The organism is Litoreibacter sp., from assembly GCF_058136045.1.
In genome coordinates this window covers 46,100-60,835 of sequence record NZ_JBYVDD010000003.1, presented here as the reverse complement: position 1 = coordinate 60,835, position 14,736 = coordinate 46,100, and the positions used below count along the sequence as shown (strand labels likewise).

General features: G+C 57.7%; 12 protein-coding genes. 3 read left to right on the top strand and 9 right to left on the bottom strand.

Features of this window, described 5'->3' with window-relative positions; genetic code table 11:
• The first annotated feature begins 26 nt into the window (after positions 1-26).
• Positions 27-1,211: a UbiH/UbiF family hydroxylase gene (locus AC3Y7R_RS01635; protein WP_490040263.1), complete on the top strand. Its 1,185-nt coding sequence runs from the start codon at positions 27-29 to the stop codon at positions 1,209-1,211.
• On the opposite strand, the gene AC3Y7R_RS01630 is transcribed toward AC3Y7R_RS01635, so the two are convergent.
• From AC3Y7R_RS01630 to AC3Y7R_RS01620, 3 genes are all read right to left on the bottom strand, one after another.
• Positions 1,208-2,335, bottom strand: a complete 1,128-nt coding sequence (locus AC3Y7R_RS01630) for an aminotransferase class V-fold PLP-dependent enzyme (protein WP_490040262.1) — start codon at positions 2,333-2,335, stop codon at positions 1,208-1,210. The two genes, AC3Y7R_RS01635 and AC3Y7R_RS01630, sit on opposite strands and share 4 nt — an antisense overlap.
• Before the next feature lie 189 nt (positions 2,336-2,524).
• Entirely contained in the window at positions 2,525-2,977 is a 453-nt protein-coding gene (locus tag AC3Y7R_RS01625) for an Lrp/AsnC family transcriptional regulator (RefSeq protein ID WP_490040261.1), read from the bottom strand.
• A complete protein-coding gene (locus AC3Y7R_RS01620; protein WP_490040260.1) occupies positions 2,974-3,429 on the bottom strand; it encodes an Lrp/AsnC family transcriptional regulator in 456 nt (151 codons plus the stop codon). Before AC3Y7R_RS01620 ends, AC3Y7R_RS01625 begins: the two co-directional genes overlap by 4 nt.
• A gap of 134 nt (positions 3,430-3,563) precedes the next feature.
• Between AC3Y7R_RS01620 and ilvC the strand changes: the two genes are divergently transcribed.
• Together ilvC and AC3Y7R_RS01610 are read left to right on the top strand one after the other, a co-directional pair.
• Positions 3,564-4,586: a ketol-acid reductoisomerase gene (ilvC, locus tag AC3Y7R_RS01615; RefSeq protein WP_490040259.1), complete on the top strand. Its 1,023-nt coding sequence runs from the start codon at positions 3,564-3,566 to the stop codon at positions 4,584-4,586.
• Between the two features lie 88 nt (positions 4,587-4,674).
• Positions 4,675-5,595, top strand: a complete 921-nt coding sequence (locus tag AC3Y7R_RS01610) for a DMT family transporter (RefSeq protein ID WP_490040258.1) — start codon at positions 4,675-4,677, stop codon at positions 5,593-5,595.
• Here the strand turns inward: AC3Y7R_RS01610 and glmM are convergent.
• The 6 genes from glmM to glyS form a co-directional block, all read right to left on the bottom strand.
• Positions 5,585-6,928 carry a phosphoglucosamine mutase gene (glmM, locus tag AC3Y7R_RS01605; RefSeq protein WP_490040257.1) on the bottom strand — a complete coding sequence of 448 codons (1,344 nt, stop codon included), beginning with the start codon at positions 6,926-6,928 and terminating at the stop codon, positions 5,585-5,587. The genes AC3Y7R_RS01610 and glmM overlap by 11 nt on opposite strands.
• A 50-nt stretch (positions 6,929-6,978) precedes the next feature.
• Complete coding sequence (gene folP, locus AC3Y7R_RS01600) at positions 6,979-7,983, bottom strand: dihydropteroate synthase (RefSeq protein WP_490040256.1); 1,005 nt, start codon at positions 7,981-7,983, stop codon at positions 6,979-6,981.
• A 24-nt stretch (positions 7,984-8,007) separates the two neighbouring features.
• Positions 8,008-8,937, bottom strand: a complete 930-nt coding sequence (locus AC3Y7R_RS01595; protein WP_490040255.1) for a dihydroneopterin aldolase — start codon at positions 8,935-8,937, stop codon at positions 8,008-8,010.
• Between the two features lie 104 nt (positions 8,938-9,041).
• On the bottom strand, positions 9,042-9,707 hold the full coding sequence (locus AC3Y7R_RS01590; RefSeq protein WP_490040254.1) for a cell wall hydrolase: 666 nt from the start codon (positions 9,705-9,707) through the stop codon (positions 9,042-9,044).
• Between the two features lie 159 nt (positions 9,708-9,866).
• A complete protein-coding gene (locus AC3Y7R_RS01585; protein ID WP_490040253.1) occupies positions 9,867-12,458 on the bottom strand; it encodes a putative PEP-binding protein in 2,592 nt (863 codons plus the stop codon).
• Between the two features lie 60 nt (positions 12,459-12,518).
• Positions 12,519-14,735, bottom strand: a complete 2,217-nt coding sequence (glyS, locus tag AC3Y7R_RS01580) for a glycine--tRNA ligase subunit beta (RefSeq protein ID WP_490040252.1) — start codon at positions 14,733-14,735, stop codon at positions 12,519-12,521.
• Position 14,736 lies beyond the last annotated feature (1 nt).

Genomic DNA, 14,736 nt, shown 5'->3' with positions numbered 1-14,736 from the left:
GCCTCCGGCAGCATAAAGTGCGCATTATGGACAGCGATATCTTCATTTCCGGTGGCGGCGTTGCAGGTTTAACCGCAGCGTGCCTTTTTGGTAGCCAAGGCTACAACGTTACATGCGTGGACCCCGCCCCACCAATTACCGAGCGCGATATTGATGGCGCAGATTTACGCTCGACCGCGTTTCTTCAACCCGCCATAGCCGTGTTGGAGGCCGCCGGTGTTTGGAGCAAACTGACACCGCATGCGATGGCCCTAGAGACCATGCGAATTGTTGATGCAGGCGGTGATGCAGGCATCCCACGCGCCACGCGCGATTTCAATGCCAGCGACATTTCAGATCAACCCTTTGGCTGGAACTTGCCCAATTGGCTGATCCGCCGCGAGCTTGTCGCCAGACTGGCCGAGCTGCCCAATGTCACGTTCCTGCCCGGCACCGCTTGTACTAAAATTTTCACCCGCACAGCCTCTGCTAAACTGTGGCTAAGCGATGGGACAACCCGCACAGCGCAGCTGGTTATCGCCGCTGATGGGCGTAATTCTTTGATCCGCGAGAGCATGGGAATTGGGGTAAAAACAACGCGCTACGGACAAAAGGCACTGGCCTTTGCCGTGACGCACCCGGTCCCACACAACAACGTCTCGACCGAGATCCACCGCACGGGTGGCCCGTTCACACTGGTCCCGTTGCCCGATCATAATGGCCTGCCAAGTTCTGCCATTGTTTGGATGGAAAAAGGCCCCGAGGCCGCGCGCTTGAATGCTCTTTCCATTGAGGATTTCAATACAGAAATGTCGCAGCGATCTTGCCACCTGTTTGGCCCGCTTACCTTGGCCTCTAAACGTACAATTTGGCCAATCATCGCCCAATTGGCCGACAGATTTAGCGCCGAGCGCGTGGCCCTAATCGCAGAAGCCGCCCATGTCGCCCCGCCCATTGGCGCGCAGGGATTAAACATGTCTTTGGCGGATTTATCTCAATTATTAGAATTGATGCGCATACACCCGCTTGGCGGCAAGGAAATGCTGGATATATATAGCAAAAAACGTCACTTTGAAGTGCGGGCGCGGGTTAGCGGAATTGATCTATTGAACCGCACCTCGATGTCTCAAGCCACATGGATACGCGACCTAAGATCAGCAGGTATCGGGGCGATACATGATGCCGCCCCGATCCGAAAAACCCTTATGAAACTAGGTCTTGGCGCGCATTAAAGCACTTGGTCCACGACCTCTTGCAGTGAGGCCAGCGTCGCGTCCACATCATAGAGTTTATCCAAGCCAAACAGCCCAATGCGGAAGGTGTGGAAATCATCCGGCTCATCGCATTGCAGCGGCACTCCGGCGGCTATCTGCGTGCCCAAAGCCGCAAATTTTGACCCGTTTTGCACACCCGCATCATCGGTATAGCTGACCACCACGCCCGGCGCGCCGAACCCGTCCGCGGCAACAGAGGTGATGCCCTTGGCCGCCATCATCGCCCGTACGCCATTGCCCAGTTTCCACTGCGCGTCGCGCAACTTCTCAAAGCCGTATTCGCGTGTCTCGATCATCGTATCGCGGAAGGCGCGCAACCCGTCCGTGGGCATCGTGGCGTGATAGGCGTGGCCCCCGCCCTCGTAGATTTCCATGATCCCCAGCCATTTTTTCAGATCAATCGCAAAGCTGTCTGATGTCGTCTCGTCAATCTTGGCACGCGCACGCGCCGACATCATCACCAAGCCTGCGCAAGGCGTGGCGGACCAGCCTTTTTGCGGCGCAGAGATCAACACATCAACGCCCGTGGCCTTCATATCGACCCAAGCACAACCCGACGCGATGCAGTCCAAAACCATCAACGCGCCGACCTCATGGGCCGCCTCGGACATGGCTTTGATATAGTCATCGGGCAAGATCACACCGGCCGAGGTTTCCACATGCGGGGCAAAAACCACCGTTGGTTTCTCGTCACGGATACGCGCCACCACATCGTCAATTGGGCAGGGTTGAAACGGCGCGCGGGTGTCGTTACCAGTTTGGCGGGCCTTCATCACGGCGGTCTCGGATGGCAAACCACCCGCTTCCATGATCTGGCTCCAGCGATAGGAGAACCAGCCGTTACGCACAACCAAAGCGCGCTGATCACGGGCAAATTGGCGCGCCACGGCCTCCATCGCATAGGTGCCGCCACCCGGGATCAAAGCCACGCTGTCAGCGTTATAGACGTCTTTCAACATCCCCGAGATATCGGTCATGACCTGCTGGAAGGCCTTGGACATAGAGTTGAGGGAGCGGTCGGTGAACACCACCGAGAATTCGCGCAGACCGTCGGGATCGACGTTTTCAAGCAATGCAGACATAGGGGAACCTCCTGAGTTTGAGGAGGAAATTAGGGGGAATTGTGGGGGGATGCACGGCTTAATTTCTGAAATACTATCGCAGAATGAAATACCCGTTTCTCTTTGGAAACCATTGCGCCTGAATACTCGCACCAACCAGACTTTCGAGGAAAGTCTGCCTCCAAATCCTCTGTGAGGATTTGTCCCCACTCAAAGCGGCCCCGCCAACCGCTCCTCGCTGAGCAACACATTTGCCTCCACATCGCCAACACCGGGCAAGGTCATGATGCGGCGGCGCAGGACGCGCTCGAAATCTGATAGATCGCGGGCCACCACACGCAGGCGGTAATCATACAGGCCCAGCACGTGTTGCACCGTTTGCACCTCGGGGATGGCCGTCACCGCGCGCTCAAAATCTTCTAGGCTGACGCGCCCTTTGGTGGCCAGTTTCACCCCCAAAAACACCGTAACACCGAACCCCAAAGCCTGTGCATCCAGATCAACGCGACGCCCTGCCAGCACCCCCTCATCCTGCAACCGTTTGATGCGTCGCCATGTGGCTGGCTGGCTGAGGCCAAGATCACGCCCCAACGCCCCCGCGCTTTGCGTGGCGTCTGCACTCAGCGCGCGCAGGATGGCAAAATCGGTGTCGTCCCAGCTCATATAGGTAGCGTCTCAGTGGCCTTGATGGTCGCCACATGCATCAACGCCTCTAGCTCCGCGATATGCGGCAGGGTCAGGATTTGGTTGCGATACAGGCTTTGGTAATGCGCCATGTCACGCGCAATCACCGACAGGCGCAAATCAACGCGGCCCAGAAAGGTCTGGATGGCGATGACTTCAGGGATTTGTCGCGCGGCGTCTTGGAATTCGTCAAAGGCACGCGGCGCAGTCTTATCAAGCGTAAAGCGCAGCGAGACCTCGACGGCGAAACCCAGCTTGCTCCAATCAATCACCGCATACTGGCCCCGCAAGATACCCTTCGCGCTGAGCTTGTCCAATCGTCGGGCAGCAGTGGCAGGTTGCATCGCGCAGTGCTGCGCCAACTCCGACACGGGGGCACTCGGATCAGATTGCAAATAACGTAATAAACGGCGATCAGCATCATCAAGCATGATTTTTTACTAAATCATTAGATCAACGAATACTAGACACCATATTTTGTAAAAATACCATCACTTCAACTCTGGCCCCTGCCAGCCAAGCCAGTATGGTGAGCACAACCGAAACCTATATGAGGACGCCCGATATGCGCGTTTACTATGATCGCGATTGCGATGTTAACCTGATCAAAGACAAAAAAGTTGCCATTCTTGGCTATGGTTCCCAAGGCCACGCCCACGCGCTGAACTTGCGCGATTCCGGTGCTAAAAACCTTGTGGTTGCGTTGCGTGAAGGCTCTGCCTCCGCTGCTAAAGCCGAAGGCGAAGGCCTTAAAGTTATGGGCATCGCAGAAGCCGCCGCTTGGGCCGACCTGATCATGTTCACCATGCCCGACGAATTGCAGGCTGAAACCTACAAGAAATACGTCCACGACAACATCAAGCCCGGCGCAGCCATCGCATTCGCCCACGGCTTGAACGTACATTTCGGCCTGATCGAGCCTAAAGAAGGCATCGACGTCATCATGATGGCGCCAAAAGGCCCCGGCCACACGGTTCGCGGCGAATTCACCAAAGGCGGTGGCGTGCCTTGCCTTGTAGCTGTCGACAAAGACGCATCCGGCAAAGCGCTGGAAATTGGCCTGTCGTATTGCTCGGGCATCGGTGGCGGTCGCTCTGGCATCATCGAGACTGACTTCCGCGAAGAGTGCGAAACCGACCTGTTCGGCGAGCAAGCTGTTTTGTGTGGCGGCATCGTTGAACTGATCCGCATGGGCTTCGAGACCCTTGTGGAAGCTGGCTACGAACCTGAAATGGCTTACTTCGAATGCTTGCACGAAACCAAACTGATCGTGGACCTGATCTATGAGGGCGGCATCGCCAACATGGATTATTCGATCTCGAACACAGCGGAATACGGCCAATACGTGTCCGGCCCGCGCATCTTGCCTTACGAAGAAACCAAGGCAAACATGAAAGCCGTTCTCAGCGACATCCAGTCCGGCAAATTCGTGCGTGACTTCATGCTTGAAAACGCTGTTGGTCAGCCAACACTCAAAGCATCGCGTCGCTCCAACGACGAGCACCAGATCGAACTGGTAGGTGGCAAACTACGCGCCATGATGCCTTGGATCTCTGCTGGCAAAATGGTCGACAAAGAAAAGAACTAAACACAATATTTCGGCTCTGGCTGAACTATACAGTGTTTTCGGAAAAGGCGTCTCGCAAGGGGCGCCTTTTTCAGTTACCGATTAACACATGAGCACTCCTACCCCCCAAAACCCCGGCCTGACCAACTGGCTGTTGATCATGATCCTTGGCGTCGTTTGGGGTGGTGCATTCATGTCGGTGCGCCTGTCACTTGACGGCTACCCACCATGGACTGTTGCAGCCACACGAACCACCCTTGCCGCGATAACCCTCACCATTATCGGGGCAGCTTTGGGCCAAGGCATCCATAAAATTGCGTCCCTGCGCGCATGGGCCTTTGCCAGCACTGTTGGCGCGGGGGCTATTGCGTTGCCATTTGCACTGCTGTGTTGGGGGCAACAATTCATCCCCTCCGCCTTTGCCGGTGTCGCCATGGGGGCGGTGCCTTTGCTCGTGCTGCCATTGGTTTATCTGTTCTCACCAGAAGAGGGCATCGGCCCGCGCCGTGTTATCGGCATGATCTTAGGCTTCATTGGCATCTATATTTTGGTCGGCCCGGATGCCGCTGCGTCAACGGGCCACAAGAGCGAATGGTTAGGCCGCCTCGCCTGTTTGGCGGCCGCCGGATGTTACGCCTGCGGATCGGTGATCACCCGCCGTGCCCCCAAAATGCCGCCCATTGCCTTTGCCACCGCAAGCTTGCTCGTTGCCGCAATAATCCTTGCGCCCATTGCCTTAATCGTGGACGGAATGCCCAACAGCTACCCCATAAACCCGACACTGGCATTGATCTACGCGGCCTTATTCCCCACCGCACTTGCGGCCGTAATCCGGGTTCGCGTCATCACCACTGCCGGCTCATTATTTATGAACCTAACCAGCTACCAAGTCCCTATCTGGTCAGTGGTTTTTGGGGTAGCCCTCATGGGCGAGGCCCTGCCCCCACAGCTATTTCTAGCGCTTGGGATCATCCTTGTAGGCATCGCAATCAGCCAATCACGCGCCCTGATTGCGGCATTCAAGAAGTAGCGCTTTGAACTGCCGCGACGACCAGCCCGACGACCTCGGCCAGTAAACTTTCATCCTCGCATTCTGCCATGACGCGGATCAAAGGCTCGGTCCCTGACTTGCGAATAAGCAAGCGACCATTGCCAACCAAGCGCGCCTTTGCATCCGCGATTGCCGCCTTCACCGTAGCGTTTTCTAGCGGGATTTGCCCCGCCTCATAGCGCACATTTTCTAGCAATTGCGGGCAGCGCTCAAACTGCGTGATCAAAGCGCTGGCAGGCTTATCTAGCTGCTTCATCGCCACCAAGAACTGCAAGCCCGCGACCAAGCCATCACCCGTGGTCGCATAGTCCGTCATCACGATATGGCCCGACTGCTCGCCGCCCAGATTATAGCCACCTTGGCGCATCCGCTCGACCACATAACGATCACCAACATTCGTGCGCTCAAGGCGTAGACCTTGGCCCTCAAGATGGCGCTCTAGCCCCAAGTTACTCATCACAGTTGCAACCAATGCGCCGCCCTTAAGGCGACCCTCAGTGGCCCAACGCGTCGCCATCAAGGCCATCAATTGATCGCCATCGGCAACCGCGCCCGTCTCGTCCAAAACCATCACCCGGTCGGCGTCGCCATCAAGGCAAATCGCCATATCCGCGCCATGTGCCACCACAGCCTCGGCGGCGGTGCGCACATCCGTAGAGCCACACCCCTCGTTGATGTTATACCCGTTTGGCGAGACCCCAACCGGGATCACCTCAGCGCCGAGCTCCCACAAAACCTCAGGCGCAGTCCGGTACGCGGCACCATTGGCGCAATCAATCACAACCTTCAGCCCTTTCAAGGTCATGCCCGCAGGCAAGGTCGATTTAACCCGCTCATTATAGCGAAACCGGCCATCATAAATGTGCTTGGCCCGACCAATGTTTTGCGCCTGCGCGGGTTGAACATCACTCTCTAGTAATGCCTCAATCGCCATCTCATCCTCGTCCGACAGCTTGAAGCCATCTGGGCCGAAGAACTTGATACCATTGTCATAATGCGGATTATGCGAGGCTGAAATCATCACGCCCACATCCGCGCGCATAGACGTGGTTAGCATCCCCACCGCTGGTGTCGGCACGGGCGACAGCAACAGCACATCCATACCAGTAGAGGTGAACCCAGCCGTCAACGCGTTCTCGAACATATAGCCGGACAGACGTGTATCTTTGCCAATCACAACGCGGTGGCGACTTTGATCTTTGCGAAAGTAACGCCCGGCAGCGGCCCCAAGTTTCATCGCCATCTCGGCGGTCATTGGATAAGTGTTCGCGCGCCCGCGCACCCCATCGGTGCCAAAGAATTTTCGTGCCATATTAGACGCCCCCATCATGTGCCGCCCATTATGTCAGACGATCAAAATTATTAACCCAACATGGCGCGCCAAAGCGCAAATGCCTGCCGGTGCGCCTCTATATCATGCGCACGTATGATCTGAACACCCTGTCTGACGCCCTCAAGTGCCACGGCAACAGAGCCTGATGCGCGATCTTCCGCCCGATCCGCCCCGCCAATGTTACCGATGAAGCGTTTTCGTGATACGCCAAGCAAAATCGGGCACCCAAGCGTATGAAACAGACTTAGCCCGCGTAGCAGTTGCAGGTTGTGATTTTGGCTTTTTCCGAACCCAATACCCGGATCCACAATGATGCGGTTACGCGCAATTCCCGCAGCCTCGGCCACGGCTATACGCGCGGCCAAATACTCAAACACATCCAGCAAAACATTGTCGTAATGTGGGTCTTGTTGCATCGTCTCAGGGTCACCTTGCGCATGCATCAGACAAATAGGTGCACCAGACTTTACAGCAACACCCGCCATCGCCAAATCATAACTCAGCGCCGAGACATCATTGAGCATATCCGCCCCCGCCTCTAGCGCCGCGCACCCAACGACGGCCTTGCGCGTGTCGATTGAAATCGGCGCCTCAATACCCGCATCACGCAACGCTTTCACGACTGGCACAACGCGGCCCAGTTCTTCATCCTCGGACACAAATACCGCGCCGGGCCGGGTGCTTTCGCCGCCAACATCAAGGATATCCGCCCCCTGCGCCACCATGGCCTGCGCACGAATAACTGCGGCCTCCGGCGTGTTGAACTGCCCCCCGTCCGAAAAGCTGTCCGGCGTTACATTTAGCACTCCCATCACAGCAGCCCGGCCCACGGGTAGCCCGCATAAGCCCACATGCGGTGCACTCAAGCGGTCCAAAATGCCGGTGGGAATTTCCACGGCAGGGATCAAATCATGCTCCACGCCGTGCTCCATCGGCTCGACCTGATCAAACCAAATGCGCCCACCATGCAAGGCCACCGCCTGCGCGGGCCGCTTTGGATCCGTTTGCAAAATCGGGCGGAAATACACGCTCATAGCTGCACCGTTTGGAGGCCAGAATTACAAGCCATCTGCAAGTAGCGCGGCCAGTGACACACCATCCCCCACGCCCTGCGCCACATCCCCGATCGAGACGACACGGACGGCATCAAATTCGCGCGCCAGCCAGCCCGCCAACGCTGCTGCATCAAAATTATCGGCCTCAGGTCCGTGCGTCGCATCAAGCACCAACTTTGAGGGGGCCCAAACGCTCATTTGGCCCTGCTTCATCGCCCAATCCAATTCGGTCCGCGTGGCAACCACCACGCAGCGCCGATCCCGCGCGGCCAGAACCCACGCGTTCTGCTCCAACGCCAAAAGCTCCACCCGATGCTGTGCGGCAGGGTGATTTGCTTGCGGAGTTGGTGTCTCGCCCAAAGGCACGCATAAAACTACCGGAGCGCCGTTTTTCTCTAAGGCATCCAGCACCAGCGGCAGTTTTTCAGAGCCAATTACATCATTGCCCAAATAGGCCACCAAAGGAGCCACATCCGCCTCAGCATCCGGTACGACCGCGGTCATATCTCGATCGCGCACGATCTCGACCCCAAGCGCACCGGGACCACGATCCAGCTTTTCAATGCGCACAAAAACCCGCGCGGCCATTGGGTCCGCAAGGATATCCTCGGCCACTTTGGCCGCTAATGTTTCCAGCAAGTTCAACCGCTCGGCCTGCAATTCGCGGTCAATCGCATCCGTGATTGTGTCGTAGGACAGGATTTTATCCACGTCGTCGTCAACGCCACCCACGCCGGTCAATTCAGGCAAACGCACCTCGACCACCACGTTAAAGCAAATCCGCTGCAATGTGCCACGCTCTTGCTGAAACGCCCCGATCTCCACCTCACGAATGTGGTCACGCAAGGAAATACGGTCGCGCAACTCGCTGCCCGACGTCGCCTCGGAGCGCTCGGAGGGGTGGGCAAAGGCCAGTCGGATATCAGAACTCATGGCGGGCCTTCCAGGTCACAAACAAGGGTTGAGCGTTCTCTAACAGGTGCAACCCTGCTCCGAACAGCCCATTTGCGACCTTTTAGCTGTGCTTTAAGTCCGCGCTAGGAGCGGGCGTAGAACAGATGCACGCCGTGGCGTGCAGTCCGGCGGAATTTGGAGGCCCAACGCGGATTCACCGCTGTTGTATGGTAAAATGTGGCCCCGCCCGCCAGCTCACGCGGCGCGCCGTTAAGCATCATGCGGGCAATTTTACCAACGCGAACATAGGCCGCAGGTTCGTTGATATGCTCGGGCCGCCCATCGCAAGTATAGGTGAACTGACAGGCAAATTTACGCCCTGTGCCTTGGTTAATCACCCCACACACAGTGTCGGGAAATCGCGACGAGGACACTCGGTTCAAAATCACTTCGGCAACGGCAACTTGCCCTTTAATGGTCTCGCCGCGCGCTTCAAAATACAATGCCTGTGACAAGCATTTCCATTGTGCGCCACCCGACGCCGTGGGCAACGCATTCAGCGTCGCGGCATCCGTGATCAATTTTCCCGTACCCACGCCATAGCGACCAAGAGGTGTCGAAATTTTAACTAAGCGATCCGGCTGCAAAGAGGCCAAACCAGCCTGTTGCGCAGATTCAGCCTTCAGCAACGCAGAGTTGAACGCCAAAGACGCCTGCGACGCCCCGCTGCCCTCCGCTGTTGCAAGCCCAGCCCACAACATCACACCTAGAGCCGCAGCAATCGCCAAAGCGGTTCGATGAGCCTTCATTTCGCACTGCCTTGGGGCTTTGCCCCGCTACAACGGCTCCGGGTTAGCCGTCAGCGGAGGTATTTAAAGCGCGCAGGTTAAGGAATCCACCCATTGAGTGCTCAGCGCGTCAATTCGTCTAAAATTAGATGAGATGTCTCAAGATGTAGTAGTCGCGCGTTAACTCGAGACTATTTCGCTCTCTTCCGCAAACCCATAAGTATCATCTTCTATGATCGGATTCCGAATCGCCAGCTGCGCCGCGGCAAGCTTGGCAATCGGCACCCGGTAAGGCGAGCAAGACACATAATCCATACCTAAAGACCTGCAAAACGCGATGCTTTCTGGGTCACCACCATGCTCGCCACAGACCGATAAGGTCAGTTTGGAGCGCACTTTGCGGCCCCGCTCGGACGCCAAGGCCAGCAACTCGCCAACCCCGTCCTGATCCAGTGCCAAAAACGGATCTTCCGCGAAAACACCTTGGTTCACATAATCCGACATGAACCGTCCTGCGTCATCTCGCGATAGCCCATAGGTCATTTGGGTCAAGTCATTCGTCCCGAAACTCAGGAAGCTGGCGTGGGTGGCAATATCCCCGGCACGCAACGCCGCGCGCGGGGTCTCGACCATGACGCCAAGGCGGTATTCCAAGGTTTTTCCGGTCTCGCTCATCACATCCGCCGCAACCGCGTCGATGCTGGATTTGACGATTTCCACCTCGCGTTTGGCCGAGACCAGCGGGATCATAATTTCCGGCACCACCACCGCGCCCTCACTTGAGGCCTCGATTGCCGCCTCAAAGATAGCGCGCGCCTGCATCTCGTAGATTTCCGGCACGGTAATGCCCAACCGGACACCGCGCATCCCCAACATCGGGTTCACTTCGGACAGATCATCAACCCGGGCCTGCACCTCGCGCGCACTCATATCCAGCGCCTCGGCCAGCTCTACAATGCCCGCGCGCGTGGAGGGGAGGAACTCGTGCAAGGGCGGGTCGAACAGACGCAAACAGACCGCACGCGGAGCCATAATGCGGAACATGTCGCGGAAGTCTTCGCGTTGCATTGGCAACAGACGTGACAGGGCCGCAGCACGGTCCTCGGTATCCTCGGCAAAAATCGCCTCGCGCAGCACGTTCAGGCGGTCCTCGCCAAAGAACATGTGCTCGGTGCGGCACAGCCCGATGCCCTCGGCGTTGAAGCGCATCGCCACTTCCGCATCCTCGGGGGTGTCGGCATTGGCGCGCACCCCGATGTCACGCATATCGTCGGCCCAGGACAGCAACTCGCGGAATGCGCCGCCAATTCCGGCCCCGACCAATGGCACGGCCCCGGCGATCACCTGCCCCGTTGTCCCGTCCAGAGTTACGATATCACCCTCGGAAAATACACGCCCCTGTGCCACTGTGACTTTGCGCGCCTTTGCATCAATGTCGATCTCAGTCGCACCGGCCACGCACGGCAAGCCAAGGCCGCGTGCAATCACCGCCGCGTGACCGTTGGCCCCGCCGCGCTCGGTCAGAATACCCTTGGCCGCATGCATCCCGCGCACGTCTTCCGGACTGGTCTCGCGGCGCACAAGAATACACGCCTCGCCCTGTGCAGCAGCCGTCTGAGCGGCAAAGGAATCGAACACCAACTTGCCCGTGGCTGCCCCCGGACTGGCGGCAATCCCTAGCGTGATCACATCACGGGTCGCATCTGGCGCAACTTGCTGGTGCAACAGCTCGGAAATCGCGCGTGGCTCGATCCGCAGCACCGCATCCTCGCGCGATATAATCTCGTCATTCGCCAGCGCCGTGACCACCGCAACCTCGGCACGCGACGAGCGTGGCGTGTTCACCGCATCCAGAATATGCAGCGCCCCGCCCTCAAGCGTGAACTCGATTTGCATCTCTTCGCGCAGCCCCTCACGGCCAGCTTTGCCCCAGCGGCACAGCTCTTGAAACACCTCTGGCTGGTTTTCTTCCAGCGAGGCCCCGCGCTTGTCCCGCGTCAGGAACATGGCATCCCCGCCGCCGCCACTTAGCGCATCACGGCCTTGGCTTTGGCGCATGTAGCGCCCCACTTCTTGGGTATCGCCGCTGTCAGAGTTAATGAACTGGATCACCCCGGCACCGCTTTCGCCCTTGCCCATACCAAACGCCATGCGCTGCACGACCAACCCTAACCCGGCCTCTTCCGGCGCGCCCTTTGCCATACGCAACAGGCGGGCCGATGTCCCCTCCCATGCGCGTGACATAGACTTGAGAACATTGAGCAATTGCGCGTCCACGTCTTGCGGAAAGGCTTCGTCCGTCTCGTCCTCATAGGCGGTCAGCGCCGTATCTACAGTCAGGTTCGGGACATCAAAAATTTCGTCATCAAGACGCGCCACATCCACGGCATAGGAGCGGATAAATTTCAAATGCAGCGCCGCCGCCGTCGCCGCGCCCAGCTTGGAGGCAAAGAAGGCCTCATTGGTGCGGTTCATGCCGATGTTGAGGATCGTCCCCGGCCCGCCCCAATCAGGCTCCACCGGAGAGGAGCGCACAGATAGCACCGGCCAGCTGCCAAAATGCTCCAGCAGGGCTTGCATATCGGGCTGCTGCCCACCGGCAATGGCGCGCACAGTCTGGCTGGACACCGCGACCGTATCAGGCACTGGCATATCCAACCGGATCAGGCGTTGCAGGCATTTTGCCCGCGCACCATGCATCTGCCGCTGGATAGCGGCGGTGGGGGTGATAAGCTCAAAATTCAAATGATCCAACATACTGCGCCGCAGCATAGAGGTGTTGTGGTCTCAATCAAGCCTGACCGAGCGTTGCGCGGCACATTCTTGCGCCCCTCAGCCCTCGATTTTGCCCAAATCAGCCACGCCACCGCAAATGGTGCGAATTTTATGCAGCAGGCACAAGCGGTTACGGCGCACAATTTGGCTATCCGCATTCACCTGCACCGCCTCAAAGAACGCATCAATCGGCCCGCGCAATTGTGCCATAGCGGCCATAGCGGTGGCGAAGTCCTCGGCCTGCATCGCGGGTTTAATCGCCGCGTCTGCAATATCCAGCGCTGCAAACAGCGCCTTCTCCGCATCGCTTTCCGCGAATTTGAGGTCCGGATCCAACTCGTAAGACACGCCGTCCTTGGCTTCTTCTTTGGTGAGAATGTTGTTAGCGCGCTTGAACCCTTGGATCAGGTTCGCCCCATCATCAGATTGCAGCACTTTCGACAACGCCCCTGCCCGCTTAACCAAAAGCGACAAATCATCATTGCCCGGCATGGCGATGCAAGCGTCGATAATATCGTGGCGCACGCCTTTGTCTTTGAGGAAAGTTTTCAGGCGGTCATGGAAGAAGGAGAGGAGGTCTTGAGTCATTTCTTCAGAAACTTGTTGCCAGAAAGATTCTTTCTCATCTTCACCGCCACCGAAACCGTCTCCTGAGAGCAATTGCCAAAACTCAATTAAAAAGTCGGTTTTGCCTCCAAAACCATATCCGGAGGAACCATCGCCAATGACGCTATGCTGTCGCATATAGTGAGTAACAATTTGCTCAGTTAAAGGCACTTTAAGCCCATTCTCCACAACCAACCTGATCACCCCCAACGCAGCACGCCTTAGTGCGAACGGGTCTTTTGACCCCGTGGGCTTCTCATCAATCGCCCAGAACCCTGTCAGCGTGTCGATTTTATCGGCCAAAGCCACGGCCACAGAGACCGGCGCGGTTGGCACGTCGTCTGACGGTCCCAGCGGCGAATAATGCTCTTCGCACGCAGCCGCGACCTCAGTGGGTAAGCCAGCCGCCTCGCAGTAATAGCGCCCCATAAGCCCTTGAAGTTCAGGGAATTCATAAACCATCTCGGAGGACAGATCGGCCTTGGCGACACGCGCCGCTTGCTCTGCCAGATCAGGGTCAGCGCCCACAGCGGGCGCAATCTCGCGCGCCAAAGTGGCGATGCGCTCGATACGTTCTTTCTGGCTGCCCAGCTTATTGTGGAAGGTCACATTTTCCAGCGCATCCAGCCACGGCTTCATCGGCGGCTCCATCCCCGCCTTGGCAATGCGCAAATCGTTCTCCCAGAAGAACTTCGCATCCGCCAAACGCGCCGACAGAACCCGGCCATTGCCTGCCAAAATAGTCGCGCCCTGATCCGAGGTTTCCATATTGGCGACGGTCACATATTGCTCGATCCGGCCCGTCTTGGGGTTCTTCACCGAGAAAAACTTTTGGTGCTCGCGCATCGAGGTTTTTAACACCTCTACGGGCAAGTCTAAGAACTGCTCCTCGATCTTGCCCATCAGCACGACGGGCCATTCCACCAGCCCTGCAACCTCGGCCAGAAGGCCGCGATCCTCGACGACTTCCATACCCTGCGCGAACGCCTGATTGGTGGCGTCAGCCCAGATGTGATCGGCGCGCTCCTTTGGGTCCAGCACCACATAAGCGCGCTTTAGCTTCGTCGTGTAATCCTCGAAAGAGTTTACAGAAAAGGCGTCTGGGGCCAAGAATCTGTGGCCGCGTGTGGTATTGCCGGATTTGATCCCGTCGATGTCCAGCGGCACGATATCCACGCCAGCCTCATCAGACAAAACGCACAGGATTGAATGCAGCGGGCGCACCCAGCGCAGGCTGCCTGTGCCCCAGCGCATGGATTTCGGCCACGGGAAGTTACGGATGGTTTTCTCTAGCACTTCTGCCACGATTTCGGCTGCCGGGCGGCCCGGCTTGTCGATCACGGCGAACCAAACCTGGCCCTTTTTGTCGTCGCGTGCTTCCAGCTGGTCTTGGCTCAGGCCAGTCGAGCGCAAAAAGCCTGCAATCGCCTGTTCTGGCGCGCCGACTTTCGGGCCTTTGCGTTCTTCTTTGACGGCGGGTGACGCGGCCAGCAGCCCCTCAACCGACAAGGTCAGGCGGCGCGGCGTGGAAAACGCGCCCGCGGAGGCATAGCTCAGCCCCGCCTCGACCAAGCCATTGGTGAGCAGTTTTTTGAGGTCCTCGGCGGCGCGGCCCTGCATGCGTGCGGGAATTTCCTCGGAGAAGAGTTCAATCAGAAGATCAGGCATA